We start from the raw sequence: 24,553 nt of genomic DNA, 5'->3' as shown, positions 1-24,553 counted from the left end.
ACATGTCAGCCGTTCCCCGTAACTCTCTTGGCTAGGTCCTCAGCTGAGAGTTCCAGGCCGAAGCTTTTATTAAAATATGAGGTCAGCCTTCTTATGTCCTCTATAAGGATCTCTTTGGCTCGTGGGTCTGAGGCGTCTACATATTGAGGCCAATCTATTACGTAACCGCTTATATTGTTGTTGCCACTGTGCACGACTAGTATGTTGTAAGGACTTAAATCCCCGTGCACGATGCCTGCATCTTTGAATGCTATGGCGATCGTGTTTATAACGTCCTCAAGTACTTTGAGCGCCTGCTCCTTGCTGAGCGCCTTGTAATATATGAGCTCTGCTCCATCCAAGTATTCTGTAACGACACAATGTAGCTCAGAAGTTATAGGTTTAGGCACCAGGCCCCCCATCCTGCTTACCATAACTAGGGCTCTCATCTCTCTCTCAGCGCTTTCAATGGCTACGTCTATCCACTGCGATCTCTCGAGGACCCTTCCATAACTCCTCTTCCTGGCTAGTGCCCTGAAGGATCTGGCTCCCTCCTTATGAAATTTTAGCGAGACAGGATTACCTGAGGGAGTCCAGGCCAGATACACTTCACCCTCCTTGCCAACACCCACTTTGTCGCCAACCTTTTCAATAATGCCTCTTCTGATAAGTTTAACCGCTGAGAGAACGTCCAGGCCAGCGAAGGTGAGCTGGTAGGCATGCTCGCCAGCTACTATTCTCGATCTCAGGAGGCCCGCATCCGTTAGCTTAGAAAGGGCTCTAACGGCTATTTCGTGAGGAATCTTAGATGTCGCCTCTATAACGCTAAGCGGTACAAACGAAAATCTCTTGTGCATCCTGTAGATAGATAGAAGTAGTTCGTGTGAGGTGTAGTCTATTATTCGCATCCTATCGTTTAATGTCAGCGTTGGGAGCACCTTCTCAGCTTTAATTTGAGGAAGCGAAAAAGTTTAAGTGTATAAATATTTTAAATCACTGCACTCTTTTAATTTGGACTCTATTAAGTAGAGCTATCATCATAAGGTTATAAAGACTTTCTTTATTACTTCATGATGAAGTTTATATGTATGCATAAGGCCTGTTTAAGTGTGCGTAGTATATGTGCTAAGCTTGAATACAAAAAAATATTAACTCAGTACAAATATAGTAACAAATGGTTGCTAAAGAAAAGGTGAGGGGGCATATGGAGGAGAGCATACCGACAAAGGAGGGGATTTATCCGAGAGACGGAACTCTTTACGTAGTAGGCTCACGCGCTATAGCAAAAGTTTCATCTGCGCTTGCAAGCGAGAGTAGGGCAAAAATATTGGCTATACTTCAGAAAGGGCCCACGGATCTCGAGGATATAGCCATCCTGATAAACCAGAGCAAAGCTAACGTGAGCAGCCAGATAAGGAAGTTGGAGGAGGCGGGCATAGTTAGGTCTCACTACGTGCCGGGGCAGAGGGGCATCAAGAAGGTAGTGGAACTTATGATAAACAAGATAGTATTCATGATAACTCCTGAGCAGGAGCACAACGCAGGCCAGACTAGCTCCAAGAGCTAACTGAAACCAGCTAGGAACCTGCCAATGGCCTTTTCTTTAGCTACATTTATGTTATGATACGAAAGCTCGATAAGCTAGCTACTGGAACTTCTCTATATAGAAGTCCCTCCTTGATATGTTGACGTACATGGCTCCCGAAATCTTGCACACAGGACCTCTGCTTAGCAGCAGGGCCTCCCACTTATCACCGAAGAAGTCCCTTACTTTGGAACCAAGAATTTTGAGTTCACTCAGATTCGTTAGGTCTGTTGAGAGCACCCGAGGTATAGGGAGCCTCAAGTAGGAGGGAGTTGCTATATAGAATTCATCGGCTGCACATGAGTACTTAAGGGCCTTAACGGCTATCTTGGCCTCCATGTATTCTTCAGCTCTATTTATGAACATGGGAGGCAGGTAACCTGTCTCGACCTCTATAATCATGCTTTTGCCATAACCTTGAGCATAAATATCAGCAATATGCACGTCGTCTATTTGATGTTCAACTGCTACATCAAAGCCTAACTCCCTTAGCTTCTCAGCAATTATCAGCTGCACGGTGGCATGAAACCTTGAGACTTTGGAAAGCCTCTCCTTCTCAATAACCTCAGAGGTCCTTTGCCTCGAGGCGCCCCCATCTTTTGGTTAAGACTGTCTGAAGCTTTACATTGCAGCTTTTGTTAGTAGCCTCGGGTCTGTGCAAAGGCCGAAGCTGTTGCTAATACCGTTGTAATAGGTGTTATTCAATCGAAATTACCTACATCTCAAGTTTTTAATTGGCGTGAGGTAGCTAAGGATAAAATACATGTTAAACGCTAGAAAGCTGCTACACGACTTCTCTCCCTGAGGACATAGTTCTTAGTGAAGAGCGAGACCGCTAGCGTGATGAGCGACGCTAAAGCCCCTATATAGAAGATGTAGTTAAAGGCATCACTGCCGCCCTCTGAAAATACGAAAAGCCTCCCACTAAACTCGAAGAACAGGTAAGCTTTGTAGGTTGTCATTAGCGTGGCTGCTAGGACAGGGCCAACGGAGGAGCCCAGGAACCTAACCATAGTGTTAAACCCTAGGCTCACAGTTACGCTGTCAGCAGGCACCGAAACAGCTATCATGTTAACTATAGGCACCAGTATGGAAACTATGCCTACCCCTGTAACGAATGAGTCTATGGCGAGCTGAAGGGGCCCCGACCTGTCCATAACAAAGAGCAGGAAGCCTACGGTTGAGACCAGAGAGCCATATATGAGGACTGGCTTGGGCCCCAGTGTCGAGGTTGCATAGCCAACAAGAGGGGAAATGACTATCATTGCGAGGGTCGCCGGAAGCAATGACATGGCGGCGCCTATGACTGAAAGACCCAGGCCGTAGGGCGGAGACTCCTCCGCGAAGTATATAACGCCAAGGTAAAGCATAAACATTGCAACGCCCGATATGAGGCCTGCTATGTTAGCTACCATAACGTTTCTTTGTCTAAGCAGGTCAAGCCTTATCAACGTCCTTGTAGACCTGGTTTCGTATGCAAAGAAGCTGAAGTAAAGTGCCGCCCCTGTAATTAAAAGCAGTAGCTGGGTCAGTGTAATCCATCCCCTGTAGGGGGCCTCGGTTAGGTACAGAAGTATTAGCGCCGTGCCCAAGGAAAGGAGCACGGTGCTGACGTAGTCTATGCGTTCGTGGCTTACAGGGGGGTAGGATTCGAGCACTATCAATGATGTTACAAGCATCACTATTGAGAGCCCAAAAGCTATATGAAACATGGCGCGCCACCCTAGGTACTCCTCTATGTAGGCGCCCGCTATCATGCCTATAGTCATGCCTATGGCGACCATGGCGCTCAGTACTCCCTGCGCCACGGCAACTAAGCGGCGCGGGAACGTGTCCGTTATTATAGAGAGCCCCAGCGGGAACAAAGTGAAGCCAAAGCCTTGGACTGCCCTGGCAGCTATAAGCGCTAAGATGTTAGGCGCAAAGCCTGCAGTGAGGACCGCTATAGAGTAAAAGGATAACGCAGTTATGTAAAGCTTCTTCTTGCCATAAACGTCGCCCATCTTTCCAAAGAGGGGCGCCACCGCGGCACCGACCACAAGGTATGCCGAGACAACCCACGCGGCCTCCTCGTTAGTGGCCGCAAGCGCTGATTGAATGTGGGGCAGCGATGGTATAACCATGGCTTCAACGTACATAGTTAGCATAGTTACCAGCGTCAGAACAGCTAGTGTAGCGTAGGGGCTTCTGGAGGTCCTCCCCATTAAGTGGCATCACCTTCTTCTTGCGCCTATCACTGCCATAACTACTAGTATTATGATTACAAGCGCAGCTATTACATACAGCACAGAGTTTGACGAGCCGCTAAGAGATGGCATGCTAAGCTGAAGGCCAGCGCCAACCTTTATTGGAACTAATATAATTTGGTGCATAACCTGCATGGTTGGAGGCTGGTACCAGGTTATCATTAATGGCAGGTAATAAGTCCCAGGCCTTATGCCTGAGCTCACGGAGATTACGAATGTAACATTTTGCGCCTCACCGCTGTTAAGGTCTCCGATGCTTTCATTCATGAAGTCTACTGCCAATAGCGGGTTTTCGCTGGAGGGCACATATGGTGTGAAAATAGGGTTGGGCAGCAGCGTTGCTGTGACGTACTCGGCCTTACCATAGCCTACATCGGCCAGCTCTACAGTTACGTAGACGTTTGAGGCGCCAACAGATATAGAGCTATGGTACATATTTATGGCTGCGAAGTATGCTGATGGCCTTAGATATAGGCTTATTGGCACAAAATAGTATCCCCCAGAGTAAGTGACGTTAATATAAACCGTGGCGTTAAGGGGCTTTGGCACAGTAAAGTAGCCGAAGGGATAACTTGTTATCTGTGTGACATTAGCTATTGCCAGCGGCACACTAAGGTTAACTACGCGGCCCGGCGGCAGGTAGCCCAACTTTATTGTAGACATGTTAGGGTATAGCATGCTTAGGGGGTACTGGGGCTCCACTTTAACTGTGACGTTGGAGGCCAAGCTATTGCCCTCATCTTCAAGGTATATTCTAAGTAGTGCGGCGCTCTCGCCAGAGTAAAGGACCTCTGGGTAGGTGCCATACCCTATTACTACAACCTTCGAGTACCCCGTTATCGCTACCTCGACGGGAAGCGAGCTCATGTCCTTCACTATTATCGCTTCGCCTGTAGGCAGCCGCTCCTCAACGTAGTAGGTTAGGTTAACAGTCATGTTGTAGACCCCTGGCGTTGCATTGTTTGAGACGTTGTAGAGGGACACCAGCTTCAGAGCGCCCCCAGGTTCAAGCACCGGTACGAATGCCTCAGGAGTAGGTTCACCCTTTACCAAAGTTAACGGGTAGGAGTACTTCACGTAGGCAGTTACGTTAAGCAACTTCACAGGGCCTAAGTAGTAGACCACGATTGTGAGAGGCAGGAACGAACTTCCAGGGGATGCCTGAAGGGGCTGTGAGGAGTTAAGGCCCCAATAACTTATAGCTGTAAACGTAGGTTTCAGACTCTCTGCAGAGGCGTTAAGCTGGCCGCCGCCAACCATTATTAACATCGATATTACTAAGAAAAACAATATTGCTATGGGGACGACCCTTAAATTTCTCGGCACAGCGTCCACCGCTGATATTACGAAGCTCAATATATAAAAGTATTACTCTTAGATCGCGGCCACGCTATACATAGAGTTTGGGATCTCGCATGGGTTCTACAGATGATGTTTTCTGTACGTTAATCATCGCAAAAGGGGACAGCCTATATAGCATCATGACTTTATCAAAAATTCCAAAATAGACCTAACAGCTTTGTTACAACGGCTTACGGTTTAGACCGGCCTTTGCTCCTTGCACAGGCGCCTAGCTGTTTTGCTATATCTAATAATATTCCAAGGCCCTGGGATATGTCTGGGTCGCTCAGCGCGCTCATCAAGCCTAGAAGGCCAACATTCCTTGGGTGACTCAGGTCTAGCTTTGCCAGGGACTCTATGGTGCAGGACGTAAGGTCCGTCAGGGTGTTCTGGGCGTTTGCCAGGTCTGTGGCGTCAACCTTGGTTATGCCATTGCTCACTGAGGCCAGGAGGGCCATGAGCCTCATCAGGGCGGGATCGGTAGCCGCTGAGAGGAAGGAGTCTTCGGCCTTGTCAGCCAGGTAGGAGATCATGCCTAGCAGGCCGCTCCTCTTCAGATTCACTATGGCATCAAGGAGCTCGGCAAGGGCCTGAGCCTGAACCTCAGGCGGTACGGACTCTGCAGGGGTCTCCTGCTTCTTGGCCTCTGCCATATCCTTTCACCCCCTTAGAACTTGAGTCCATCTATCCAGCCGTGGTAGAATGACTGCTTGAGCAGCCTTCCAATCGAGTAGACGCCCGTGAAGTAGCACTTGAAGGTGTACATCCCTTTGCTGGGGTCGAATGGTAGCTCGCAGGTGCCAGCCCATCCCTTGTCACCGGCGTAGCCAACGCATGATACAGGGCTTGGGGCAAATGCTGGTCCGAAGCCCCCAATGAGGTCGCCAACTATATTGGTTGCTGCAGTTATAGCCACGGACTCTACAAAGACGCCAGCTAGCCCTATGCCCATGGGGGGCAGCGAATGCTCACTGGCCATATAGATGTCATCGTACTTGGGGTGCCTTGCATTGGGCAGCGCGGGAGCCCACCTTGGATCCTGCTTAAGGACGAAGTCCTCGCCGCTATTAGCAAGGGCCTTTGGAAGCCTGGACGGGGGCACCTTAACGAGCAGATCATACTTGAACTCGCCGCTGGCGGTTATGACCTCCTTCTTGCTTGGATCCACCTCCCTAAACTTTGAGTTAGGCACGTACTCCACTCCGTACTGCTCTAGCTGATCGGCAAGGAATCTAGATATTGAGGGGCCCAGCGGCGCTATGGGGCTTGGCATCGGATCTATAAGCCTTATGCTGACTTTCTTATTCCTTGCCCTGAAGAATGCCGAAAGTGCAGTGGCAGCCTCATATGGGTAGATTCCGCACCTAAATGGCAGCTCTGGTATCAATATAGTTATGTTCTGGCCGTCTTTAACCTGGTTTAGGGCCTCCTTCATCTTGATAGCTCCATCAAGGTCGAAGTTATGAACACCATCCTTGTCTAGGCCTGGGTAGGCGCTCCACCCATAATCTATTCCTAGAGATACCACCAGGTAGTCATATTGGTACTTGCCCCTGGCCCCTACTACCGTCCTATTAGCGGCGTCTATGGACTGAATTTCATCTACGGTAACCTTAATTCCATACTTTTCCATGTTCTGTATCGGCGCCCTTGTATCGTCAGGAGTAGCATAGCCTAGCGCTACGTCGAAGAAAAGCGGCGGCATAAAGTGGTATGGGTCCTTATTTATAACGGTGACCTCTGCATCAACGCCGCTCTGTTTAATGTTGTCAACAATTCTCTTTGCGGCAACATAGCCACCGATGCCTCCACCAGCTATTACTATCCTCTTGGTCAAAATCTCACCTTCTCTTAGGTGGCCAGGAGGCTGAGTACAGAGAGGTGTATAAAAATAATACATTGGTAGGTTTCCTTGACGTTTTAAGTAAACGCAGAGTGGCTACTTAGAGTTCGTTAGGCGTTTCGACCCAAGCACCTTTACGGCGTTAAGTGTCATAGCAAGCCCATTTATGACGTCCCTATCGCCCAGTGACCTAATTAAGTCACTTAAGTTGTTAGCCTGAGCCTTAGCGGACAGAGACGAAGCTATTGACCTTAGAATTTCTAAGTCAAGGCTATCTAGCACTTCAGCTAATGCATTAAGCTTCTCCAAGGTTTCAGGCCTAGTAAGCCTTTCAAGAAGCTGCATTATCTGGGGTAACCTGTCTATTATAAGCAGGGTCTCAGGCGTAACTAATAATTTAGCAACAGCTCTCAGCAGCTCCTCATCTGAGAGCAGCTCGTTCAAGGTGGAGGCCATGTCAAGCAGCCTCTCAAGGGCCTCTGCCTGCCTCTCTGCCTGCGACGTACGACCTCACCTCACGGGAACATCTTCCACAGCCTCTCAGGAGATGTGGCCTCAAAATAGACGTCAAAGATTGGATCCCAGAACTCCGGGTGCTTTAGAACGTCCCAGTAAGTGTCGGCGAAGAGCCTCTTCATTATAAAGAACACCCTCTTAGGCGGTAGCTTGACTGAGGGATGATTAAAGTCGCTTATGACGAAGGTGCCCATCTCGAATCCTACTTCTGTGGGGCAGTTAGTCCTCCCGGTGTTCTGGGCGCTGAAGCCAAGCAGTCTCTTCTCAACTACCTTAGCCTCCAGGTGAGCCGTTACACCAGTTCTAACGGTGGTTGACGTAGAGGAGTCCCCTATCGCAAAGGCGTCATCAAAGTCCCCTATCCGGTTGGTCAACTTATCCGCCTTTATGAACCCATCCTCGGTCTTTAGATCTTCTGGGAGTACCCTTATCTTTGGGCCTCTGTGAATAGGGACGATTATGGCCGCGTCGAATGATAGCTCCCCTCCCTCAAGTGAGGTCATTTTCTTGTTGTCAAAGTCCACGGAATCAACCGTGAAGAAGGTCTCTATGTTAATTCCTCTCTCCTTAAGTATGGGCTCTAAGACTTCATTAAACGTCTCGGCCGGGTAAGCCCTTGGGTACGGAACCGCTAAGGTTATCTCAACCTGATCTCTCACGCCTCTGGCCCTCAGAGCCTCGTCAGCTAACAGAGCGCCCTCGTAAGGAGACGGGGGGCATCTGTGGCCAGGGTCGGCTACTGCTATTACAAGCCTGCCCTTCCTAAAGTTGCTTATTAAGTCAAATGTCTTCCAGGCATTGTCAGGCGTAGAGTGGAAGTCGCCGTAAAGTGAGACGAGTCTTTCGTTTCCTTTAATTGCTGTGTGGTCTATGGATAGCCCTGGGGCTAAGACTACTATGTCATAGCTGATGGATTTGCCCGACCTCGTAAGGACAGTCCTGTTGTTAAGGTCGACAGCATCAACAGAATCTATGAGAAGGTCCACGTTTTTCTTTACTAGCTCTGCCAGCTCCCTTTTTAGCTGAGAGTCGTCGCCCCTGAAGGCTATTTGAAGCAGCTGAGGCAGGTAGTAATGGTATGGGGTGTCGTTTATTAGGGTTACGGAAAACTCCTCCCTCCTCGCAAGCGAGTTCGCAAGTATAAGGCCTCCGGCGCCACCACCAACTATTACAACCTTTTGCCCTTTCTGAGGCCGCATAGGCCCCACCGGTTATATGAATATGACCTGCCCGCCCTCGGCCTCCTGTAGGAAAGTTGCCACGCCAACAACATCATCAATAAGGCTTGGGTCGAAGTCCTCCTTCTTAAGGCCCATCACTTGCGCCATCATGCTGCAGGCGTAAATCTTGGCGCCCAGGTTCTTGGCCTCCTTAAGCATGTCAAGCCAGCTTGGTACGTTATTCATCTGCATGCCTTTAGCCAGCTGCGGCACCATGGCCTCGAACTCCTTGGGCCAGGTTGGTTGGGCTGGCTTCCTGAGGAACCTTAGAATCGCCCAGCCAGTCACAAAAACCCTAACTTCATAACCTAGGACGGCGGCTCCCTGCGATATAACTCCGAGAGGTATGAGCTTGTCCTCTGTTCCTGAGAACACAATAATTGAGAGCTTGCCCAACTCATTCACCTCTATTTAGAGAAAGGATCTCTGAGATTTAAAAAGTTATGCAGAACGAAGATCTATACATAGGAAATTGTGCCCCTGCCGCTAGCCTGCTGCTAAAAGGCTATAAGTTTGCTCTCCAGTAATTTACACAAAAGGAATTGGTGAACCATGAAGTGAAAACTTTGCCTCCCGTGACTCTTGACCAAGTGCTAGGGCTCGTGAGGTATATAGCCACCTCGGGAGGTATCGTTGACTCATCCAGGCTAGACGAGCTTCTCAACGTTGATATGGACCTGCTACCTCACGTCGTTGACGCAGCTGTCTCTTTAGGCCTCCTGAAGGAGGACGACGGAAACCTTGTGATAACTGATGAGGGCAAGAGAGCTGTAGAGCTGCAGGGCAGGGAACTCAGGCTACTGATAAAGTCGCTTAGTGACGATGTAGAGCCATTTAAGGATATATTTGATGCGATAGGGGACTCCGACTCAATAAAGAGATCTCAGTTAGAGAGCATCCTAAGAAACTCAGGCTATACCGACATAGAGGCCGTACTTCCAGTATTTGTAGAGTGGCTGGCCTATATGGGGATTGCAACTGTGGAGGACTAAGTCACTATTAACGTTGCTTTAGCTATATTACGTAGGTTAAAGGGTAGAAGTACGTTAAGCCTATTGACAACTTAACCATTTACGTATAGTAGTGCGCTATACTAAACCGCGAATTGCCAATACTAGTGCGGTTAATCAAATTTAAAAAACTTGCGTGGAGACTATGAGCTTCGGTGGGCCCGTAGCTCAGCCAGGATAGAGCGGCGGGCTTTTAACCCGTAGGCCGCGACGCCTAGCCGCGGGCGGAGGTCCCGGGTTCGAATCCCGGCGGGCCCGCCACAGCCCTGAAGGGCTCCTTCATATTTCGATAGCTGTTCAAGCTTGCCCTTTTGAATGATCATAGTTAAGCGCAAATCCTCTAAGAGACGTTAGCGCTTCAGTTAACTAGATAACCTCGGGGTCCAACAGAGGCTGTAGGAGAGGTGCTGGGTAACTTGCCATCCGCCAGGCCGGATGAAAGAATACTCAATCATGAGCTTGTGCCAAAGCACCGTATATTGAGCATAGAGGAGGCTGTTGAAGTGCTTAATAGGCTCGGCGTTAAGCCTTGGCAGCTCCCTAGGATAAGCGCCAACGACCCTATCATTAAGCTGCTGGGAGGCAAGCCAGGGGATATCGTAGAAATAGAGCGCAACTCGCCCACAGCAGGAAAACATGTAGTTTATAGGGTAGTCGTGTCCTACTGAGCGGGTGAGCTTAATGGCATCTGAACAGCTGACTAAGGATGACTTATGGATTGTGTTCAGGCAGTACATACGTGAGACAGGGCTTGCCAGGCAGCACCTGGACTCGTATAATGCCTTTGTAACCGAGCGCATGCAGGAGATAGTTGATTCCTTCGGAGAAATAAGGCCCCTTTATGAGCAGGTCAGCAGAAGGAAGGGGGTAGCCCCAGAGGAGGGTCCTGACATAAAGATAGTACTCGGGAAAATACGTCTAGGTGGACCAGAAGTAAAGGAGGCTGACGGCACTAAGAGGGACAAGAATATAACGCCCCTGGAGGCAAGACTTAGGAACTTCACATACTCAGCGCCTCTTTACCTTCAGATGAAGCTTATAGAAAATGGAGTCGAGGTCAGCAGCGATGAGGTGAAGATAGGGGACTTCCCTATAATGGTTAAGTCTGTGGCCGACCCACTCTCTAAGGCCAGCTACAGAGAGCTTCTGGAGGCCGGAGAGGATCCTAACGATCCTGGAGGCTACTTCATTATAAACGGCAGCGAGAGGGTAGTAGTTGCTCAGGAGGATCTGGCAGTAAACAGAATAATAGTGGGAGTTTCAACCGCTAACACAGCAAAGATAACGCACAGCGCTAAGACCGTCTCAACGATACTTGGCCTGAGGAGACAAGTTATAGTGGACAGGATGAGCGATGGATCCTTAGAGATAAGCATGAGCAGGCTTAACTATAGGATACCGTTTATAGTGATGATGAAAGCGCTTGGACTTGAGAAGGACGCGGAGATAGCGGCCGCCGTTTCGCCAGACCCCGACGTACAGAGGGAGCTATTACCAAGCTTTGAGAAGGTTAGCGCAGCGATAAGGACCAAGGAGGACGCGCTGGAGTTCCTCGGCAATAGGATAGCGCCTGGGCAGCCTAGGGAGATAAGGATTCAGCGCGCAGAGGAGTTCATAGACACACAGTTCTTACCTCACATAGGTCTAACACCAGCTGACAGGCTAGCCAAGGCATACTTCCTCGGCGAGATGGCGAACAGGGTTCTGCAGCTTTACCTAGGCAAGAGGCAGGAGGACGACAAGGACCACCTGGCTAACAAGCGCTTAAGGCTTGCAGGCGACCTCATAGCAGAGATCTTTAGGGACGCGTTCCAGCAGCTTGTGACCTTGATAGCAAGCGAGCTTGAGGAGTACATAAGCCAGCACAGGAAGGTTAGAGACCTTAAAACTCTGGTGAGGCCGGACATCATAACTGAGAGGATAAGGGCCGCTTTAGCTACGGGCAACTGGACTGGTAACAGAACTGGAGTAAGTCAAGCACTTGACAGAACTAACTGGATGAGCCTGCTTAGCCACTTAAGGAGAGTCATATCGCCGCTGAGCAGAGGAGAGTCAAACTTTGAGGCCAGGGATCTACATGGAACTCACTGGGGAAGGCTTTGCCCGTTTGAGACACCCGAAGGCATAAACTGCGGTCTGGTCAAGAACTTGGCCATGACAGCCTATATATCGGTTGGCGTCAATGAGCAGCACGTGAAGAACTTACTGATGAATATGGATGTAATACCACTGGACGAAGCCATTAAGGAGATAGCAAGCGGCGAGCCCGAGGCCATAGAGAAGTACACTAGAATGGCCAAGGTGTTCCTCAACGGTAAGCCTATAGGCTATGTTCAGGATGGCGCAGAGCTGCGCAGGAAGCTTATAGCTATGAGGAGATCAGGAAGCTTAAGCTATGAGGTGAGCGTAGCTTATATAGAGCAGGGAGACATTAAGGAAGTTTATATAAACACTGACGAAGGCAGGCTGATGAGGCCTGTCATAGTTGTCGAGAACGGCAAGCCAAAGCTGACGAAGGAGATGGTCGAAAAGGTTAAGCGGGGCGAGATGTCCTTCTGGGACCTCGTGAGGAACGGCGTCATAGAGTTCCTTGACCCAGATGAGGAGGAGAACGCCTACGTTGCTGAGTCTCCCGAGGAGGTGACGCCTGAGCACACTCACCTAGAGCTGTGGACGCCAGGCATATTCAGCGTGGTCACGTCAATAACCCCGTTCTTAGAGCACAACCAGAGCCCGAGGAACACCTACCAGGCAGCTATGGCAAAGCAGGCCTTAGGCCTTTATGCGCTGAACTACCAGTACCGCATGGACAGCCACGCCTACCTGCTCCACTACCCACAGAAGCCCATAGTTCAGACAAGGTCCCTTGAGGAGATAGGCTACAATGATAGGCCTTCAGGGCAGAACTTCATAGTAGCCATAATGCCTTACATGGGCTATAACATGGAGGACGCCATAATAATGAATAAGACCAGCGTAGATTATGGCCTTGGAAGGGCCCACTTCTTTAGGGTATACACGGTTATGGAGAACACGTACGCTGGCGGCCTTAAGGATACCATAACAGTCCCTTCACCAAAGCTTTATGATCACAAGGGGGATCAGTATTACACCAAGCTGGGCCCGGACGGAATTATAGAGCCTGAGGTTGAGGTCGAGGGCGGAGACGTGCTTGTAGGCAGGGAGAGCCCGCCGAGGTTCCTTGGCGAGGAGCGCGTCATGAGCCTGGGAACTTTGACCAAGAGGGACACTAGCGTGCAGCTGAGGTATGGGGAGCATGGCGTAGTGGACACTGTGCTCATAACACAGACTCTCGACAGGAACCTGCTGGTCAAGGTGAAGGTCAGGGATCTAAGAATACCTGAGCTTGGTGACAAGTTCGCAAGCAGGCACGGACAGAAGGGCGTTATTGGCATGCTTTATCCTAAGTATGACATGCCATACACTGAGGACGGCATAGTACCTGACATTATAATAAACCCTCACGGAATACCTTCACGTATGACAGTAGGACAGATACTTGAGCTCATAACGGGTAAGGCTGCAGCCGTGGAGGCCAAGTACGTTGATGGTACGCCATTCTACAAGGACGATATAGACCAGTATAAGATCATATTAATCAAGCATGGCTACAGTCCCGACGGCACAGAGGTCATGTATGATGGTCGTACTGGCCAGCTGCTTGAGACGCCGATCTCCATAGGTATAGTGTTCTACCAGAGGCTGTACCACATGGTAGCCGACAAGATGCACGCAAGGGCCACAGGTAAGGTGCAGCTCCTCACGAGGCAGCCTACAGAGGGTAAGGCCAGGCAGGGAGGCCTGAGGTTCGGAGAGATGGAGAGGGACTGCCTCGTAGGCCATGGGGCGACAATGCTGCTAAGGGATAGGATGCTTGACGGCAGCGATGCCTACACAATGTACGTCTGCACCTTATGTGGTCACATAGCTTGGTATAACAGCAAGAAGAACGTATATGAGTGCCCGATACACGGTGAGAACGGTGACATAAAGCCCGTGAAAGTGCCCTATGCATTTAAGTTGTTCCTGCAGGAGATCATGAGCATGGGCATCAAGCCCAGGATTGAGGTCTCAGACAGGATCTCACTTTTGGACAGGATCTCACGGGCCGGCATGTCTAAGTTAAGCGCCGCAGGTGAGAGCCAGGGAGGCGATGGCAAGAGTAATGGTAATGGAAGCGCACAGTGAGGTGACGAATCATGTCGTATGGCCCAGGCGAGGAGCACGAGAGGTACACAATTAGTGGCATAAAGTTCAGCCTTCTGAGTCCTCGTGAGATTAGAGAAATGGCCAAGGTAACTGTGATAAGGCCGGAGATATACGAGGTTGACGGCTCGCCAGTTATGGGAGGGCTCAGGGATCCACACTTCGGCGCTATAGAGCCTGGCGAGAGGTGCCCCGTCTGCGGCAATACAAGGCAGGACTGCCCTGGGCACTTTGGCAAGATAGATCTTGCTAGGCCGGTGATACTTCCGCACTTAGGAGACAAGATCTATCAGCTGCTGCAGTCCACCTGCAGGAGCTGTGGAAGAATACTCATACCGCCCCAGAAGGCAGCCTATATGCTAACCATCTATAGGAGGCTCAAGGAGAAGTGGCCGCTGCTCGCCGACATATTTGTAGAGGAGGTAATAAAGGAGGCATCCTCCACCACTGAGTGCCCGCACTGCGGCGCCAAACAGTACAAGATAAAGTTCATCAAGCCATATAACTTCTATGAGGTTAGACCTGAGGGCGAGGTCAGGCTAACGCCAAGTGATGTTAGGGAGAGGCTAGAGAAAATACCGGATGACGACGTGGAGCTGCTGGGCTGGGATCCCAAGTCCGCGAGACCTGAATGGGCTGTCCTCACAGTACTGCCAGTACCCCCGCTCTCCGTAAGGCCCTCAATAACTATGGAGAGCGGCTCAAGGGCTGAGGACGACCTGACTCATGCGCTTGCAGAGATAGTTAGGCAGAACGAGAGGCTCAAGAACTTCATTTCATCAAGCGCCCCTGAGTCCATGATAGAGGAGGCCTGGCAGGCGCTTCAGAACGTGATAGCAGCATACATAGACAACGAGCTACCTAACATTTACCAGCTCTCGCACAGAGGTAGGAAACAGCTCAAGACGCTGGCGCAGAGGCTCAAGGGCAAGGAGGGCAGGCTGAGGGGCAACTTGAACGGTAAAAGAGTTAACTTCTCCTCAAGGACTGTCATATCTCCAGACCCACTGATAAGTATTGATGAGGTAGGTGTCCCGATAGAGGTAGCAAAGATATTGACCGTGCCTATGGTGGTTACGAAGTTTAACATTGAGGAGGCAAGGAAGTACGTCCTGAACGGCCCCTACAAGTGGCCTGGCGCCACCATAGTGTACAAGAAGAGGGAGGGAGTTAAGCTGGACCTGAGGTACCAGCGCAACCTAAGGCAGCTAGCTGAGAGCCTCGAGATAGGCGATGTTGTTGAAAGGCACCTGATAGATGGTGACATAGTGCTGTTCAACAGGCAGCCCAGCCTTCACAGGATGTCAATAATGGGTCACAAGGTAAGGGTTATGCCAGGCAGGACTTTCAGGCTGAACCTGCTGGTGTGCGCGCCATACAACGCCGACTTCGACGGTGACGAGATGAACTTGCATGTACCAAGGCTTGAGGAGGCCCGCGCAGAGGCCCTGAACCTGCTGCTTGTGGAGAACCACATATTGACTCCAAGGTACGGCGGACCCATAATAGGCGGAAGGCAGGACTACATAAGTGGAGCGTACCTGCTGACTGTTAAAACTACGCTACTTGACAGGGAGGCCGTAGGCAGGCTGCTAGCGGCGGCAGGTTATAGCGGCGAGCTGCCAGAGCCAGCCATACTTAAGCCAAGACCTCTGTGGACTGGAAAGCAGCTGGTCAGCCTCTTCCTGCCAAATGACTTCAACTTCAGCGGCAGGGCTAAGATAAATGCCGGAGACCTTAAGTGCGACAGTGAGGACTGCTTCTTCGACTCATATGTTGTAATAAGGAGGGGGAGGCTTCTAGAGGGCGTGTTCGACAAAAATTCCATTGGCGCCGAGCAGCCAGATAGCGTGCTCCACTACATAGCGTTAGAGTATGGCAACTCAGCTGCAAGGCAGATGCTTGATACTATGTATAGGATGTTCATAAGGATGCTGGAGATCAGAGGCTTCAGTATATCGATAAGCGACATAGAGATACCCAAGGAGGCCAGGGACAAGATAGCTAAGATGACAGAGGAGGCTAAGGAGGACGTAATGAAGCTGATAGAGCAGTACAGGAACGGCACGCTTGAGATAATACCTGGCAGAACGCTTGAGGAGAGCCTGGAGCTCAAGATAATCCAGAGACTCCAGAAGCTGAGGGACGACGCCGGTAAGACCGCTATAGGCTACATGAACCCATTCAATAACGCCTTCATAATGGCCAGGACAGGGGCCAGGGGAAGTGATATTAACATAACGCAGATGGCCGCCATGCTAGGACAGCAGACGGTGAGAGGAAGAAGGATAGTGAGAGGCTTCAGAACCCGCACGCTGCCGCACTTCAGGCCAGGCGACCTCTCGCCAGAGGCGAGGGGCTTCGTGGTCAGCAACTTCAGGGATGGGCTGAAGCCTCATGAAGTGTTCTTCCACGCTGCAGGCGGTAGGGAGGGCCTGGTCGACACTGCCTTGAAGACTTCACAGAGCGGCTACATGCAGAGGAGGCTGATAAATGCCCTGCAGGACCTCTACGTTGCGTACGACGGCACTGTGAGGGACTCGCAGGACAACATAATTCAGTTCAAGTATGGCGAGGACGGCGTGGATCCGCAGAAGACTTATCATGGCAAGGCAGTGAACATAGACAGACTAATTGAAAAAGTTAAGCAGGGAGGTGCATGAAGATGGCCAAGAGGTCCTCTGAGGAGGGGAAAAAGGCTAGGTCCAGGAAGGCTAAGAAGGAGGCGGAAACTTCCGAGATGGAGCTCGGAGAGACGCTCAAGAGAAAGCTTGATGCGGCTAAGTCGCTGCTGCCCCCAAGCTTATACGATGAGCTCTACAGCAAAGTAGCTGAGAACCAGGAGCTGAGCACTGAGCAAAAGATCAAGGTTATAGAGGATGCCGTGAGAACCTATATCTCGTCGATGGTCCAGCCAGGCGAGGCTGTTGGCGTAGTCACTGCTCAGTCAATAGGGGAGCCGGGAACTCAGATGACTTTGAGGACTTTCCACTACGCAGGACTCATGGAGTTCGACGTTACCCTAGGGCTTCCGAGGCTTATAGAGATAGTTGATGCCCGTCATGAGCCCTCGACGCCTATGATGAAGATATACCTTGAAGAGAAGTATGCCGACAACCTAGAAATGGCGCAAGATAGCGAGGGAGATCGAGTACACAACAATAGGTAACATAGTTGACGAAATAAGCTATACGTTAGGCGACAGGACTTTTGTGGTTAAGTTAGACCCAGACATGGTGGTTGACAGAGGGCTGACAGAGGACGAAATAATGGAGGCCTTTGAGAGGCTTAAGCTAGGTGACGTGAGTAAGGGCGAGGACGAAAACACTATAGTGCTTAACGTCAGTGAGAGCATATTGCCTGATGACGCGCTTTACGACCTTCGTAGTTACTCTGAGATAGTATCCAAGATAAAGAAGGGGTACGTGAAGGGAATAAAGGGCATCAGAAGGACAATAATACAGGAGCACACTGATGAAAAGACGGGCAAACACGAGTATGTTATAATAGCTGAGGGCAGCAACTTAGCTGAGGTCATGAAGGTGGATGGGGTAGATGCCACAAGAGTAGAGACCAACAACATATACGAAATCGCAGATGTGCTTGGTATAGAGGCCGCCAGGAACGCAATAATAAGGGAAATAATGGATGTTCTGCAGAGCTCAGGCCTAGATGTTGACATAAGGCACGTCATGTTAGTGGCAGACATAATGACGTGGACGGGTAAGATAAGGCAGATAGGCAGGCTAGGCGTCGTAGGTGAGAAGCCCAGCGTCATAGCTCGTGCGGCCTTCGAGGTGACCGTTAACCAGCTCTATAATGCAGCTGTCAAAGGCGAGGAGGAGAAGTTCAGCGGTGTCACTGAAAGCATAGTGGCCGGTCTACCTCCGAGGGTCGGCACCGGCATAGTGATGCTATCAGTAGGCATCAACGCTCTTAAATCTCTGCAGCCTAAGGTAAGCCAGCAGGAAGAACCAAGCAAGACAGGGCAGGAGTGAGGTGACTTACGTGTCAGAGGCCCTATTCGAGAGGGAACTTAAGGCGGCAGCTAAGAGCGGTAAGCTAAGCTTAGGGGCCCGCAGGGCGCTGAAGCTGTTGCTTAAGAACCAGGCCAAAGGCATTATAATAGCCGACAACATTCCATCAGACTTGAGAAAGAGCATAGAGTCCTTAGCCACTATAAATGGCATTCCATTATACGTCTACAAGGGAACCTCAGCAGACCTGGGCTCACTAATAGGAAAGCCCTTTAAGGTCTCTGTAATAGCTGTCCTGAACCCTGGCGACTCGAGGATCCTTGACGTCCTGTCAGAGAGCAAGTAAGGGGAGGTTGGGGTGGCGCAGTCAGACGCCAATCCTAAGGGAGATAGGATAGGACTTGAGGAGCTGCGCTTCATATCCCTCTTCCAAGACATTACAGGGGCTATGGTTTACAGAGCAATAGAGGACACCGAAGGCAACAGAATATTCTATTTGGTCGATAAGAACGACATAGGGAAAGCCATAGGAAAGGATGGCAGGAACGTGAAGACGTTGTCCAGGATATTGAACAAGAACGTTGAAGTCGTTGAGTACTCGGCGGATCTCGAATCAATGGTCAGAAACCTCTTCCCAGGGGTGACGATACTCAAGATAGATGTAGTTGATAGAGGTGATGGCAAGGTAGTTTACGTCAAGGTTAAAGATGACGAGAAGGGTAAGGCCATCGGAAGGGACGGCAGGAACGTCAAGAGGGCAAGGATAATACTGACCAAGCTCTTTAACGTAGACAAGGTAGTCATCAGGTAACCGATGGAAGTTTTTAAATTCATGCTTGGAGCAGAGTGAGGGGATTAGTGAAATGCCAGAGGGACCGAACGGCCTGTTCGCGGCGCGCAAGCTCAGGAAGAGCAGGCTTAAGTTCAGGTGGGCCAAGAGGGAGTTCAAGATAAGGATGCTAAGGCTTAAGGAAAAGTACGACCCACTTGAAGGCGCACCTATGGCCAGGGGGATAGTGCTTGAGAAGGTTGGCATACCTTCAAGGCAGCCCAACGCAGCGCTGCGCAAGTGCGTTAGGGTTCAGCTGGTTAAGAACAAGAAGGTAGTGACCGCCTTCGTGCCTAAGGACGGAGGCATATTATACATAGACGAGCACGACGAAGTTATAATTGAGGGCATAGGAGGTCCCAAGGGCAGGGCCATGGGTGATATACCAGGAGTCAAGTACAAGGTAATAGCTGTTAACGGCGTTTCTCTAGATGCCCTGTGGAAGGGTAAGAAGCAGAAGGTCAAGAGATGAGCAACCTTATTTTATTACTTCGCGGCTCTAGGGCAGCCGCGGCATAGAGATATGCGTTAACCGTTTCTCTGCAAACCTTAATATAGCAGGGCCCGCTAACCCTCTTGCTTATGCACTGACAAGCCCTTTGGCTAGCCCTCCTTCAACAGGAAAAGGAAGTGGTACTATTGCGCTTAGGAGCTATGGACGGCTAAGGCTGATCCCCTTCCTCGCCCTCGCCACTTTCGTTGCCCCACCACTTTTCCATGTCAACAAGCTTCTTGCTAACAAATATGGGCTTGCCGCTTATAAGCGCTAGGTATATAGCATGACTGGGTATCATCTTAACGCTTATGCTTATGCCTCCGTCTTCGAATTCCACAGTTGCCGTGTAGACCCCAGTGTCGGCCTCAAGCTCATCTATTACGACTCTCTTTAGGGTCCTTCTCAAGATCTCTTTAAAGTCCTCATGGGAGGACAGGAAAGTGTATATGCTCTGCCTTCTGGGTGGCATGTCGCCGTCATTTATTAATTTTATGGCTTCAGCAACGTCCATAGGTATGTTAACCATGGTGAACTCCTCATTATTTTCAAGCAGCAGAGAGAGCCCTACTACATAGGCCCCAGCCCCGCTGCTGACGTCCTGCAGGAGCTTGTAAAATGGCTGGACGTACTTGACTTTCAGCAGCTCGTCCTCTGACAATGCCTAAGCGCCCCTTACACTACTGGCCTCTAAGGCTCTTAAGTCCATCTTTGCAGACTTGGCACGCATTTATAGTCTTGAAGTTAGCTTAAAAACTACAGCAGCGAAGGTGTAAGGGGTGCAGCCATGGCAGAGCAGGCTAAGTTGCCAGAGCTCTCTGAGGTGGGCAACCTAGGCGCAATAAAGCTCTTTGGCAAGTGGAGCTGGGAGGGAGTAGAGGTAAGAGATCCAAGCCTTAAGAAGTACATAAGCCTAAGGCCCGTCATACTTCCCCATACGGGAGGGAGGCACGAGCACAGGAGATTTGGCAAGGCCGAGGTGCCCATAGTAGAGAGGCTCATAAACAGGCTGATGCAACCTGGCAGGAACGGAGGAAAGAAGGCGCTGGCCTACAACATAGTAAAGGCAGCCTTTGAGATCATAAACCTGGAGACGGGCGAAAACCCGATTCAGGTACTAGTTCGTGCCATAGAAAATGCCGCGCCCAGGGAGGAGACCACAAGGATAATGTACGGCGGAATAGTCTACAGGGTCTCAGTGGACGTTTCCGCCCAGAGGAGGGTTGATCTGGCCCTTAGGTTCATGGCTGAGGGAGCCAGGCTCTGCGCCTTTGGGTCGTCCAAGACTATAGAGGAATGCCTGGCCACTGAAATAATAGCCGCGTCTAAGGGAGATCCCTCAAGCTACGCCATAAGACAGAAGGAGGAAATAGAGAGGATAGCCCTCAGCTCAAGGTAAACAGCTCTCCTTCGTTCCACATCAAGACCTTCAGCTGTATTTTTAAATCCCTCGCACTTCACTAATTGCAGGCGGAATGAAGAGGTGAATCAAAGTGCCCGAGAAGCCACACCTTAACCTAGTAGTGATAGGGCACATAGATCACGGTAAGAGCACGCTCACGGGTAGCCTACTCTACAGGCTTGGGGTCATAGACCCCAAGGTAATGCAGCAGCTCGAGGAGCAGGCTAAGGCCGCTGGAAAGGAGTCCTTCAAGTTCGCCTGGCTTCTGGACAAGATGAAGGAGGAGAGGGAGAGGGGTATAACTATAGACCTCTCCTTCATGAAGTTCGAGACCAAGAAGTATTACTTTACAATTATCGACGCCCCTGGCCACAGGGACTTCGTAAAGAACATGATAACCGGCGCCAGCCAGGCCGACGCGGCGCTGCTAGTGATATCATCAAGGAAAGGAGAGTTTGAGGCTGGGATGAGCGCTGAGGGTCAGACCAGGGAGCACGCCCTCTTGGCCAAGACCCTGGGCATAGATCAGCTAATAGTTGTAATAAACAAGATGGATGCCCCTGACGTCAACTACAGCCAGCAGAGGTACGAGGAGATAGTGAACACGATGAAGAAGTTCCTGAAGGGATTAGGCTACAACGTTGACGCCATACCTTTCATACCTGTAAGCGCATGGACTGGAGAGAACCTAATAGAGAGGAGCCCTAACATGCCCTGGTACAAGGGACCAACCCTCGTTGAGGCCCTCGATAACCTGAAGGTACCTCCAAAGCCCGTTGATAAGCCTCTGAGGCTGCCTGTGCAGAGCGTGCTAAGCATACCTGGCGCTGGCACTGTAGTAACTGGCAGAGTTGAGACTGGAGTGCTCAAGCCTGGAGACAGAGTAATAGTGATGCCTGAGGGCATAGTTGCCGATGTTAAGAGCATACAGATGCACTACCAGGACCTACAGCAGGCCGAGCCTGGAGACAACGTAGGAGTTGCGCTGAGGGGCGTTGAGAAGAACCAGGTCAAGAGAGGTGACGTGATAGGCAAGACAGATAACCCGCCCACTGTGGCCGAGGAGTTCACCGCGAGGGTAGTTGTAGTCTGGCACCCGAGCGCTATAGCAGTTGGCTACACTCCAGTGATACACGTTCACACCGCCTCGGTTGCCTGCAGGATAACGGAGATAGTTGCTAAGCTGGATCCAAGGACTGGAAACCCAATAGAGCAGAACCCACAGTTCATAAAGGCTGGCGACACCGCTATAGTTAAGTTCAAGCCGATAAAGCCACTCGTCATTGAGAAGTTCAGCGACTTCCCGCAGCTCGGCCGCTTCGCTATGAGGGACATGGGCAGGACCGTAGGCATTGGAATAGTTACAGATATAAAGCCTGCCAAGATAGAGGTTAAGAAGTGAAGCTAACAGCTCAAGCGGTGCCGCACAATGGCGTTCAACGTTAGAATATGGCTGTGGAGCACTAATGCAAAGAGCCTGGAGCAGGTAGTGGCGCAGATAAAGGACATAGCCCAGAAGACAGGCGTTCCCATGAGGGGGCCCATACCGCTGCCCACAAAGAGACTGGAGGTTCCTATCTTCAGGCTTCCGCACGGTGAAGGCAGCAAGCATTGGGAGCACTGGGAGATGAGGATACACAAGAGGCTTATTGACATAGAAGCTGATGAGAGGGTCTTAAAGAAGCTCATGAGGATACAGGTACCAAGCGACGTTTACATAGAGATAAAGTCCGGCAGGTAATTCATAGAATCTTTTTACTAAAGGTAAGAGGCCTTTTAAGGCTAGGATCTTTCAAAGCTCTTCTAACCCCCCGTTAGGAAGTCGTCTCTAGGCTCCTTTGGGTACAAATAGCTTTTAGAACCAATTCCTCCATAGGCTACCTGGCGCCGGGGTGCCCGAGCGGCCCAAGGGGACGGGCTTGAGACCCGTTGCTCCATAAGGGGCGCGTGGGTTCAAATCCCACCCCCGGCGCTCCCTGTCCATTTTATTGACTGTTTTGGCTTTTGCTTCTCCGCGTTTTAACTCTGAGCGACTTACTATAGTATATTGGGATAGATGTTGCCCTCAGATATGATGTTCGAGGATATAGCCAATACGTTTAGCTCGATGGAGGGGATAACTTCAAGGACTCAGCTAACCCAGCTCCTGGCAGGCTTGCTGAAGAGAACACCTGCCGACGTTATAGATAAGGTAGTTTACATGATACAGAGCAAGCTAGGCCCTGACTGGAAGGGCATACCCGAGCTAGGTGTGGGTGACAAGCTTCTGGTGCAGGCCATAGCTTTGGCTTATGGCAAGAGCGAGAGCGATGTCCAGAAGCTTGTTGACAAGCTAGGGGATCCAGGGAAGGTAGCTGAACAGCTTGCCCAGACCGGTGGGCACCTTAAGAGCAACTTGCTGACCTTTATGGGAGGAGGTTCTTCGCGGCTGACAGTCAGCAGGGTCTTTGACTCCTTCATGAAGATAGCCTATGCCACGGGGGAGAGCAGCAGGGACCTTAAGCTGAAAACGTTAGCGGGGCTTCTGAAGGATGCTAAACCGATAGAGGCGAGGTACATAGTCAGGTTCGTTGAGGGCAGGCTAAGGCTTGGTATAGGGGACGCTACCATACTGGACGCTCTTGCAGTTGCTTATGGCGGTTCCTCAGCGGTAAGGGACCTAATAGAAAGGGCGTATAACCTAAGGGCTGATCTTGGGGAGATAGCCAAGATAGTGGCGACGCAGGGCGTTGAGGCCCTTAAGGGTCTCAAACCAGAGGTCGGCACGCCAATAAGGCCTATGCTGGCTGAGAGGGCTAACGATGTTAAGGAGATCTTAGCCAAGGTGGGTGGCAAGGCCTATGTTGAGTATAAATATGATGGCGAGAGAGGTCAGATACACAAGGATGGTGATAAGATAAAGATATTCTCCAGGAGGCTTGAGGACATAACCTCTATGTACCCTGATATAGCCGATGGCGTAAGAGAGGCCATTAAGGCCGAGAAGGCCATAGTAGAGGGGGAAATAGTGGCTATAGACCCAGACACCGGAGAGCTTAGGCCTTTCCAGGAACTGATGCAGAGGAGAAGAAAATACGACATAGAGAAGATGATGAAGGAAATACCAACCAGGCTGTTCCTATTCGACATAATAATGAAGGATGACGAGGATCTAACTACCAAGCCCCTGCCTTACAGAAGGAAGGTCCTTGAGTCAATTCTTGAGCCAAACGATCGGGTTGTCATGAGCAATTACATAATGAGCTCCGATCCTGACGAGATAATGAACTTCTTCCTACAGGCGATAGCTGATGGTGCAGAGGGAGTCATGATAAAGGCCATACACGACGAGAGCGTCTACAGGGCGGGCGTTAGGGGCTGGCTTTGGGTTAAGCTGAAGCGTGACTACAGGAGCGAGATGACGGACACTGTGGATCTCGTTGCTGTGGGGGCCTTCTATGGCAAGGGCAAGCGCGGCGGTAAGCTTGGCACGCTGCTGTTGGCCGCCTACGATCCTAACAACGACGTCTTTAAGACGGTGTGTAAGGTGGGGAGCGGCTTTACTGATGAGGATATAAACAACATGTACGACCTGTTCAAGCCATATATAATAGACCACAGACATCCAAGGGTGGTATCAAACCTTGAGGCGGACGTGTGGTTCGAGCCAGTTAAGGTCGCAGAGGTTATAGGCGCGGAGCTCACGCTCTCTCCGGCTCACACCTGTTGCATGGACGCTGTGAGGAAAGGGGCAGGCATTTCGATAAGGTTCCCAAGGTTTATAAGGTGGAGGGACGACAAAGGTCCAGAGGACGCCACGACAGAGCAGGAGCTGCTAGAGATGTATAAGAGGCAGCTGAAGAAAATTGAAGAGAAGCCGCAGCCGGAGGGCGAGGCGTAATAGAA

Annotated in this window: 22 protein-coding genes, 2 tRNA genes and 1 pseudogene; 15 read left to right on the top strand and 10 right to left on the bottom strand. The window is 50.6% G+C overall.

Features of this window, described 5'->3' with window-relative positions; translation table 11 throughout:
• Window positions 1-5: 5 nt before the first annotated feature.
• Entirely contained in the window at window positions 6-917 is a 912-nt protein-coding gene (locus ACZ5GQ_RS05350; protein WP_498856146.1) for a protein kinase family protein, read from the bottom strand.
• A 266-nt stretch (window positions 918-1,183) separates the two neighbouring features.
• Here ACZ5GQ_RS05350 and ACZ5GQ_RS05345 point away from each other — a divergent pair, with 266 nt between their 5' ends.
• On the top strand, window positions 1,184-1,546 hold the full coding sequence (locus tag ACZ5GQ_RS05345) for an ArsR/SmtB family transcription factor (RefSeq protein ID WP_498856145.1): 363 nt from the start codon (window positions 1,184-1,186) through the stop codon (window positions 1,544-1,546).
• A gap of 78 nt (window positions 1,547-1,624) precedes the next feature.
• Here the strand turns inward: ACZ5GQ_RS05345 and ACZ5GQ_RS05340 are convergent, their stop codons facing one another.
• The 8 genes from ACZ5GQ_RS05340 to ACZ5GQ_RS05305 all read right to left on the bottom strand — a co-directional run bounded on the left by ACZ5GQ_RS05340 (window position 1,625) and on the right by ACZ5GQ_RS05305 (window position 9,135).
• A complete protein-coding gene (locus tag ACZ5GQ_RS05340) occupies window positions 1,625-2,080 on the bottom strand; it encodes a competence protein CoiA family protein (protein ID WP_498856144.1) in 456 nt (151 codons plus the stop codon).
• A 257-nt stretch (window positions 2,081-2,337) separates the two neighbouring features.
• Window positions 2,338-3,768, bottom strand: a complete 1,431-nt coding sequence (locus ACZ5GQ_RS05335; protein ID WP_498856143.1) for an MFS transporter — start codon at window positions 3,766-3,768, stop codon at window positions 2,338-2,340.
• A 9-nt stretch (window positions 3,769-3,777) separates the two neighbouring features.
• Window positions 3,778-5,166, bottom strand: a complete 1,389-nt coding sequence (locus ACZ5GQ_RS05330; RefSeq protein WP_498856142.1) for a COG1361 S-layer family protein — start codon at window positions 5,164-5,166, stop codon at window positions 3,778-3,780.
• Between the two features lie 176 nt (window positions 5,167-5,342).
• Entirely contained in the window at window positions 5,343-5,804 is a 462-nt protein-coding gene (locus tag ACZ5GQ_RS05325) for a helical membrane plugin domain-containing protein (RefSeq protein ID WP_498856141.1), read from the bottom strand.
• Window positions 5,805-5,818: 14 nt separating this feature from the next.
• Window positions 5,819-6,988: an NAD(P)/FAD-dependent oxidoreductase gene (locus ACZ5GQ_RS05320; RefSeq protein WP_498856140.1), complete on the bottom strand. Its 1,170-nt coding sequence runs from the start codon at window positions 6,986-6,988 to the stop codon at window positions 5,819-5,821.
• 102 nt (window positions 6,989-7,090) lie between these two features.
• Window positions 7,091-7,450 carry a hypothetical protein gene (locus ACZ5GQ_RS05315; RefSeq protein ID WP_498856139.1) on the bottom strand — a complete coding sequence of 120 codons (360 nt, stop codon included), beginning with the start codon at window positions 7,448-7,450 and terminating at the stop codon, window positions 7,091-7,093.
• 59 nt (window positions 7,451-7,509) lie between these two features.
• Entirely contained in the window at window positions 7,510-8,709 is a 1,200-nt protein-coding gene (locus ACZ5GQ_RS05310) for an NAD(P)/FAD-dependent oxidoreductase (protein ID WP_498856138.1), read from the bottom strand.
• 12 nt (window positions 8,710-8,721) lie between these two features.
• The gene (locus ACZ5GQ_RS05305) at window positions 8,722-9,135 is read right to left on the bottom strand and encodes a DsrE/DsrF/DrsH-like family protein (protein WP_498856137.1); all 414 of its coding nucleotides are present in this window, start codon (window positions 9,133-9,135) and stop codon (window positions 8,722-8,724) included.
• A gap of 170 nt (window positions 9,136-9,305) precedes the next feature.
• On the opposite strand from ACZ5GQ_RS05305, the gene ACZ5GQ_RS05300 reads away from it, so the two are divergent.
• The 9 genes and pseudogenes from ACZ5GQ_RS05300 (at window position 9,306) to ACZ5GQ_RS05260 (ending at window position 19,245) form a co-directional block, all read left to right on the top strand.
• Window positions 9,306-9,722: an AAA-associated domain-containing protein gene (locus tag ACZ5GQ_RS05300; RefSeq protein WP_498857379.1), complete on the top strand. Its 417-nt coding sequence runs from the start codon at window positions 9,306-9,308 to the stop codon at window positions 9,720-9,722.
• A 175-nt stretch (window positions 9,723-9,897) separates the two neighbouring features.
• A tRNA-Lys gene (locus tag ACZ5GQ_RS05295) sits at window positions 9,898-10,001 on the top strand.
• A gap of 155 nt (window positions 10,002-10,156) precedes the next feature.
• Window positions 10,157-10,408: a DNA-directed RNA polymerase subunit H gene (locus ACZ5GQ_RS05290; RefSeq protein WP_498856136.1), complete on the top strand. Its 252-nt coding sequence runs from the start codon at window positions 10,157-10,159 to the stop codon at window positions 10,406-10,408.
• Window positions 10,409-10,421: 13 nt separating this feature from the next.
• Window positions 10,422-13,949, top strand: a complete 3,528-nt coding sequence (locus ACZ5GQ_RS05285; protein WP_498856135.1) for a DNA-directed RNA polymerase subunit B — start codon at window positions 10,422-10,424, stop codon at window positions 13,947-13,949.
• 11 nt (window positions 13,950-13,960) lie between these two features.
• The gene (gene rpoA1, locus ACZ5GQ_RS05280; RefSeq protein ID WP_498856134.1) at window positions 13,961-16,630 is read left to right on the top strand and encodes a DNA-directed RNA polymerase subunit A'; all 2,670 of its coding nucleotides are present in this window, start codon (window positions 13,961-13,963) and stop codon (window positions 16,628-16,630) included.
• Window positions 16,631-16,707: 77 nt separating this feature from the next.
• Window positions 16,708-17,965 (top strand): annotated as a pseudogene (rpoA2, locus tag ACZ5GQ_RS05275) (DNA-directed RNA polymerase subunit A'').
• A 10-nt stretch (window positions 17,966-17,975) separates the two neighbouring features.
• A complete protein-coding gene (locus ACZ5GQ_RS05270; RefSeq protein ID WP_498856133.1) occupies window positions 17,976-18,290 on the top strand; it encodes a 50S ribosomal protein L30e in 315 nt (104 codons plus the stop codon).
• Window positions 18,291-18,302: 12 nt separating this feature from the next.
• Window positions 18,303-18,755: a NusA-like transcription termination signal-binding factor gene (locus ACZ5GQ_RS05265; protein ID WP_498856132.1), complete on the top strand. Its 453-nt coding sequence runs from the start codon at window positions 18,303-18,305 to the stop codon at window positions 18,753-18,755.
• Between the two features lie 52 nt (window positions 18,756-18,807).
• The gene (locus ACZ5GQ_RS05260; protein WP_498856131.1) at window positions 18,808-19,245 is read left to right on the top strand and encodes a 30S ribosomal protein S12; all 438 of its coding nucleotides are present in this window, start codon (window positions 18,808-18,810) and stop codon (window positions 19,243-19,245) included.
• 190 nt (window positions 19,246-19,435) lie between these two features.
• On the opposite strand, the gene ACZ5GQ_RS05255 is transcribed toward ACZ5GQ_RS05260, so the two are convergent.
• The gene (locus ACZ5GQ_RS05255; protein WP_498856130.1) at window positions 19,436-19,927 is read right to left on the bottom strand and encodes a bifunctional nuclease family protein; all 492 of its coding nucleotides are present in this window, start codon (window positions 19,925-19,927) and stop codon (window positions 19,436-19,438) included.
• A 126-nt stretch (window positions 19,928-20,053) separates the two neighbouring features.
• Here ACZ5GQ_RS05255 and ACZ5GQ_RS05250 point away from each other — a divergent pair, with 126 nt between their 5' ends.
• From ACZ5GQ_RS05250 to ACZ5GQ_RS05230, 5 genes are all read left to right on the top strand, one after another.
• A complete protein-coding gene (locus tag ACZ5GQ_RS05250) occupies window positions 20,054-20,665 on the top strand; it encodes a 30S ribosomal protein S7 (protein WP_498856129.1) in 612 nt (203 codons plus the stop codon).
• 94 nt (window positions 20,666-20,759) lie between these two features.
• On the top strand, window positions 20,760-22,070 hold the full coding sequence (gene tuf, locus ACZ5GQ_RS05245; RefSeq protein ID WP_498856128.1) for a translation elongation factor EF1A family protein: 1,311 nt from the start codon (window positions 20,760-20,762) through the stop codon (window positions 22,068-22,070).
• Window positions 22,071-22,097: 27 nt separating this feature from the next.
• Window positions 22,098-22,409 carry a 30S ribosomal protein S10 gene (rpsJ, locus tag ACZ5GQ_RS05240; RefSeq protein ID WP_013267101.1) on the top strand — a complete coding sequence of 104 codons (312 nt, stop codon included), beginning with the start codon at window positions 22,098-22,100 and terminating at the stop codon, window positions 22,407-22,409.
• A 145-nt stretch (window positions 22,410-22,554) separates the two neighbouring features.
• A tRNA-Ser gene (locus ACZ5GQ_RS05235) sits at window positions 22,555-22,640 on the top strand.
• An 84-nt stretch (window positions 22,641-22,724) separates the two neighbouring features.
• Window positions 22,725-24,548 (top strand): ATP-dependent DNA ligase, encoded by a 1,824-nt coding sequence (locus ACZ5GQ_RS05230; protein ID WP_498856127.1) that lies wholly within the window; start codon window positions 22,725-22,727, stop codon window positions 24,546-24,548.
• Window positions 24,549-24,553 lie beyond the last annotated feature (5 nt).

Source organism: Caldococcus noboribetus (genome assembly GCF_055389385.1).
Note: the sequence above shows the minus strand (reverse complement) of the source record. Positions and strands in the feature narration are given on the sequence as shown.